The sequence below is a fragment of the Mesorhizobium sp. M2A.F.Ca.ET.037.01.1.1 genome, from assembly GCF_003998075.1.
GTDB lineage: Bacteria > Pseudomonadota > Alphaproteobacteria > Rhizobiales > Rhizobiaceae > Mesorhizobium.
The window spans coordinates 1-5,704 of record NZ_RZSA01000380.1 but is presented as its reverse complement, the minus strand read 5'-3'; the positions used below and the strand labels follow the sequence as shown (position 1 = coordinate 5,704).

The window sequence follows — 5,704 nt, the reverse complement described above, 5'->3', positions numbered from 1 at the left end:
AGCTCCGTCAGGACAATGCGCTGGGCACGCTCTACAACATGGTCGGTTTCCAGACGAAGCTGAAGCATGCCGAGCAGGTGCGCATCTTCCGCACCATTCCTGGGCTCGAAAATGCTGAGTTCGCGCGCCTCGGCGGCCTGCACCGCAACACCTACATCAACTCGCCGACGCTGCTCGATCCCTCGCTGCAGCTGAAATCGCGGCCGGGTCTGCGCTTTGCCGGCCAGATCACCGGCTGCGAAGGCTATGTGGAAAGCGCCGCGATCGGCCTGCTCGCCGGCCGCTTCGCCGCCGCCTCGCGGCTCGGCCACGCGCCCGCGCTGCCGCCGGCGACCACCGCCTTCGGCGCGCTGCTGAACCACATCACCGGCGGGCATATCGTGTCGGATGATGAGCCCGGCAAACGCCCCTTCCAGCCAATGAACGTCAATTTCGGCCTTTTCCCGCCGGTCGAAGCGCCGAAGGCCGACGGCAAGCGCCTGCGCGGCAAGGACAAGACCGTCGCCAAACGTCATGCGATCACGGCGAGAGCGCTGGCCGATTGCAGGGGGTGGCTCGGACTGCCGTCACAGGCGCAGGCTGCGGAATAAACGCCCCGATCAACGCGCCGTTCGTCGCCAGAAGCTGGCCGCGGCACGGCGCGCTGCTGAGATGAAGCGTCTCGCGGTACCGGACAAACCGTGCGCCGATACCAGAATCGGACCAATTTCCGTCAGGACATTCGACGTCGATTCGGATCTCAGCCGGTCAAGAGCGTCCATGCGCTTTGCCAGCCTTGGCAGCTCGGACGCCAGATCCTCTGACCGCATATAGCCAATGACGCCATTCACGTAGCGTTGCATTTGTTCGGCACCGGCGCCTGGTTCCGACTGCGCCAGGAAGGAACGCAACTTTTGCTCGATCTTGCTTTTTTGCCTCTGCGGAAGCACCTGCGTGCGCATGAATTTCGGCTCTTGCAGAGAGTGCATGTGGATCTCGGATGCCCTGGCCTCGCACTCGTGCCGCAAGGCATCCAGAAGCTCGACCAAAGTGCTGACGTTCAAAGCGGAAACGGTTATGCCGAACTCCAAGTCCACGCCCGGACATTCCCGTCGCAGCCGGATGATGTTGTCGACGAATAGCGGCCAGTCGAAACCGTGCCGAATAAGGGCACCGCGGGCACCAGTGTCGTCGACACTTGCTTGGACACTGACATTCTCAAATGCGTTCCACAGCTGGAATATCGATCTTCCGCCCAAGCCCGTGACGGACATGTTCGTATTATAGCGCAGGCTGACATGGGTTCGTCCTGCCTCGATCAGAGCATCCAGCAACCGATAGTGCTCTTCCGTCAAAAGCGGTTCGCCGCCAGCGAAGTAGATCGACTCGATATTGTCGATCCAGCCCGACATCTGGTCCATCATCTCGGTGGCCGAGGCGAAGCTCTTGATCTCGGCTTTGTCACCCGCGGTGACGCCGATGGCGCGGCCATCGGTGAACCACTTCGAACTGGCGCCGTGCCAGCAGCTTCGGCACTTGAAATTGCACAGGTTCGAGAACCTGACATCGAGCGCCGCCGGCGATGCCGGCGCGGCCGCGAAGGGTTCATCCGCGGACGCAAGCCGCCGGTGCCATGCGCTGAACTGGCGATTCATCTGCTGGCGCAGGCTGTCCCCCTCTCTTTCGTCACGGTCGAAACATTTCCAGCACTGCCCAACCGGTTCCTGCCGTGCAAACCGATGTCGTATCTGCTGCAGCGCCTCGCTGCTCCAGGCTCCCTTCAGGCCTTCTTTCCGCACGTGGCCTATTGATCCGTCGAACTCGCAGCAAGGCGAGATCGCGCCATCGGTCGCGACATGCAGATTAATCCACGGCATGACGCAGAAGCCGTCACCGCTCCCGGGGGAATGGCGGTCCTTTTCACGGTTCAGCTCTCTCATGCCGGCTCACGACCATGCGCGACGGCCGCTCGGCCGGGTGTGGAATTCCATTGAAGACTCCGCTTTTGCGCCACGGCGTTCCTCAGCCAATCTGCGAATTCAGTTGGGTTGCTTCGAATGAAGCGCTGCAAATCTTTGACCAAGGAACACTTCCCCCACGCGGCCCCTTGGTGTATCACCCCGCCATTTAGGGGCAAAGGGCGGAATGATGTTGGGCGTCGTCTTAGACGAAACAAATTTGTCGAGCGAGATCTTCGACGGTGAAGTCGTCGCGGTGAACTTTGCGACCGGCAAGTATTACGGCATGAAGGGGAGCGCGCAGCTCATCTGGGAGATGTTGCGTAAGCCTGTCGATCCCACCATGATCGAGACGGCGTTGAGGACGGGTTATCCCGACTTGGACGACGATGACATTGCCTCGGTGCGAGGCTTCCTCGACCTCCTCGCGGAGGAAGGCATACTTCTGCCGGCCTCGCCGATCGAATTGCCCAAGCTGCCCGACATTTCCAGCCGCGCATCCTTCATGAGGCCGGAGCTGGAGATTCACACGGACTTGCAGGAGCTGATTGTCCTCGACCCCATCCATGACGTGGATCCGGGCGGTGGATGGCCGCTGCGGCGGGAGCTGGGGGACAGCTGATCCGAATGGTCCGAGCCGCCGTCGATCCCCGTACGGCGCCTGCAGCATTCGTCCGCCGCGTCATTGCCGACGCGAGTTTCCGGTGGTACGAATCCGGCGCTGAGCATCGCTTTCGCCTTGGCGGGTTGACGCTGCGGCTGCGCACATGCGGAACCGCGCTCGATCCGGTCATCCTGCCGGTTCTGCGTCATGCGCAAACAACGGGAGCCACTGCGGAAGACCGCTCGATCACTGTCTATGCCGTCTCGCATGAGGACGACGGCTTTCCGGCTCCGCCCGCCGAATGGCCCTTTGAAGCCGACGAGGCCGATGCCGTCACCCGGACCGTATGGGACAGCGAGGCCGGCGTCGCAATCGTATCCGACGAGAGCCGCGGAATCTGGCATCTGCACGACCTGTCCGCCGGCACCGGCGTCTATTGGGTGGGAGCCGCTGCCCGGCTGCCGGTCTGGGAATACGGGTCTCCGCTGCGCCACCACATCCATTGGGGCGCGTTGGCCACGGGGCACGCGATGCTTCATTCCGCCGTTGTCGGCGAAGATGGCGTGGGCGTGATGCTCGCCGGTCCGGGAGGTTCCGGCAAATCGACGCTGACGGCTGCCGCAATTTCCGCGGGGATGCAGACCACGGGCGATGATATTGTGCTGGTGTCGCAGTCTGGGGCAGACTGGCGAAGCCACTCGCTCTTCGACACCATGAAACTCACCGGGATGGCGGAGATCCTCTTCAGCGGGCTTGCCGCGCAAGCAGTGAACCGGGACCGTCGCCCGGGGGAAAAGGCGCTCGTCCCGATCAGCACGACGATACCGGATGCGCTGGTCCCGCAAATCGCGGTGAAAGCTCTTGTCTCCTGCAAGCTCACCGGCGAGGATGCTTCGACAATCCGTTCCGCTTCACGGTTCGATATGATCCGTGCGCTCTCGCCAAGCACGTCGAAGATCTTGCGGACCGGCCATAACGAGATATTCCAGCAGGCCGCCAGCCTGTCGCGCTCGCTTCCATGCCACGAGTTCCTGATCGGCAACGATCCGATGGAGGCGGCAACCGTGCTGCGAGGGTTCGTGCGGGAACTCAGAGCATGAGCGACAGCCCAACGATCAGCGTCATCATGCCGGTGCGAAACGGCGAGAAATACATCGCCGACGCCCTGAAAACCATACTCGACCAAGCGTGGCCGGTGCAGGAAATCCTGGTTGTCGACGACGGCTCGACCGACCGCTCGCGCGAGATCGTCGAGACCCTGGCTTCGCGTTTCCCGGCGATCCGCGTCCTCGACGGGCCGCGGCGCGGCCCGGGACCCGCGCGAAATGTCGGCCTGAGGATCGCCGGCGGCGAGTTCATCGGCTTCCTGGATTGCGATGACCTCTGGCCGGCCGACAAGCTCTCGCTGCATCTCGCACGCTTTGCCCGAACGCCTCATATGGATGTCGTTTCCGGCTTCGTCAGCTATTTCAACCGGCAAATGACGGATGCCCCCGCACCCGATCCGGCGGCGATAACAGATGAACTTTTCCATGTTCATTTGGGTGCGACCCTCTATCGCCGGACAGTTTTCGACCGGGTCGGGATGTTCGACGAGAACTTCCTTTATTCCGAAGATGTCGACCTCATGCTCCGGATCCGCGAAGCCGAAATTCCGATGACGATCCTCAACGCGGTGACCCTGTGCTACCGTCGGCATGCAGAGTCGATGACAAGCACCTACACGGCAGAGGAGAAGCGCGACTTCAACCGCGCCCTGATGCAGTCGCTCATGCGTCGGCGCAAGAGCGGCAACGCAAGGCCGTTGCCTCCGTTCAAGCATCTGATGGAGGAGTGAGTGGAAACGCCGTTTTTCAGCGTCATCATTCCAGCGTGGAACGCGTCCGCCACGCTTCATGAGACGCTCGACAGCATCGCGGAGCAGAATGACCATTCGCCGCGGGAAGTCATCGTCGTCGATGACGGTTCGAGCGACCGCACGGTCGAGGTCGCTCAGGGCCACGCTTTGCATCCGCGCATAGTCAGGAAGGTCAACGGGGGAGCGCCGTCCGCATTCAATGTCGGCATAAAGGCCGCCCAGGGCGCGGTTCTTGCGTTCCTCGATGCCGACGACCTCTGGATGCCCGACAAGCTCGCGCTGCAGCGGGCCAGGCTCGACTCCGATCCCTCACTGGATGCAGTGTTCGGCCACAGCGAAACCTTCGAGAGCCCGGACTACCCCTCCGAAGCCTTTGTCTCTCTCCACTATAAGAAAGGCCGCTACCCGGGCTACCTCCTGAGTTCGCTTGCCGTTCGGCGAAGTGCTGTCGAACGGCTCGGCATCCCGTTCGACGAAAGCTTGCGCACGGGGTACTTTATAGATTGGTACCGCAGGGCCATCGCCGCGGGCATGAAAATGACCATGCTGGACGAGACGGTTCATCGACGTCGTATTCGACCAGGCACGTTGTCCAGAAGGGTAGCCGTCGCCGGCAGCGCACCGGCCGGCATGGCATCCGACTTTCTTGAAATCGCACGCCGGGCGCTCAGGGCCAAGAGGGGTGATGATGATGGAGAAAGAGGGGGGCAATGAATTGGCCTCTCTGGTACCCGTCTCTTGATCGCGCCTGGCCCGCTGGCGATCACGAGCGCCTCCTGCTGGCCGCCGTGCACGTCGATCCGGTGGCGGCCGAAAGGGAACTGCGCGCCTGGATCGGCACGCACGACCTGAACGACTGCACGTTCAGCGAGCAGCGGCTGATTCTCGCCGCCTGGAACAGGCTTGGGCCTGGTTTGAGGGATCTGCCGGATGCGCCGAGGCTTGCCGGGCTTCAACGGATGCTATGGACGCGAACCATGCTTCTGATGAGAGAATGCCAACCGGCATTCGCGGCGCTGGCTGTGGCGGACGTGCCGATGATGCTCATCAAGGGAGCCGCGCGTGCCGCTGATCCCGTTGGACGGGGTGGACGCTCGTTCCACGACCTCGATATCGTGGTCCCGCGGAACCGGCTGGGCGATGCCCTGGGCGTGTTCGTTGAACTGGGCTGGGAGCCGTCGAGCGGTTCCAGCGCCATGCGCATGCTGACGCAGGCAGCACGGCTGCGCAGCGTCAATCTTCACAAGGACCGCTACGGCGACATCGATCTTCATGGCTGCATCTTTCGTCCGGGCCAGGGCAGCC

General features: G+C 62.5%; 7 protein-coding genes. 6 read left to right on the top strand and 1 reads right to left on the bottom strand.

Annotated elements, in window-relative coordinates:
* Positions 1–590: FAD-dependent oxidoreductase (locus EOA27_RS19095; protein ID WP_189562061.1), on the top strand; the 590-nt coding region annotated here is incomplete at its 5' end.
* A 9-nt stretch (positions 591–599) separates the two neighbouring features.
* Here EOA27_RS19095 and EOA27_RS19090 read toward each other — a convergent pair.
* Positions 600–1,919: a twitch domain-containing radical SAM protein gene (locus tag EOA27_RS19090; protein WP_126082308.1), complete on the bottom strand. Its 1,320-nt coding sequence runs from the start codon at positions 1,917–1,919 to the stop codon at positions 600–602.
* A gap of 238 nt (positions 1,920–2,157) precedes the next feature.
* On the opposite strand from EOA27_RS19090, the gene EOA27_RS19085 reads away from it, so the two are divergent.
* The 5 genes from EOA27_RS19085 to EOA27_RS19065 all read left to right on the top strand — a co-directional run.
* A complete protein-coding gene (locus EOA27_RS19085) occupies positions 2,158–2,559 on the top strand; it encodes a PqqD family protein (protein WP_210214156.1) in 402 nt (133 codons plus the stop codon).
* On the top strand, positions 2,526–3,641 hold the full coding sequence (locus EOA27_RS19080; RefSeq protein WP_127410458.1) for a hypothetical protein: 1,116 nt from the start codon (positions 2,526–2,528) through the stop codon (positions 3,639–3,641). Before EOA27_RS19085 ends, EOA27_RS19080 begins: the two co-directional genes overlap by 34 nt.
* Complete coding sequence (locus EOA27_RS19075; RefSeq protein ID WP_189342095.1) at positions 3,638–4,378, top strand: glycosyltransferase; 741 nt, start codon at positions 3,638–3,640, stop codon at positions 4,376–4,378. Before EOA27_RS19080 ends, EOA27_RS19075 begins: the two co-directional genes overlap by 4 nt.
* Positions 4,379–5,113 (top strand): glycosyltransferase family A protein, encoded by a 735-nt coding sequence (locus EOA27_RS19070; RefSeq protein WP_126082304.1) that lies wholly within the window; start codon positions 4,379–4,381, stop codon positions 5,111–5,113. It begins immediately after the preceding gene.
* A 74-nt stretch (positions 5,114–5,187) separates the two neighbouring features.
* The coding region (locus EOA27_RS19065) for a nucleotidyltransferase family protein (protein WP_189562060.1) at positions 5,188–5,704 on the top strand (517 nt) is incomplete at its 3' end.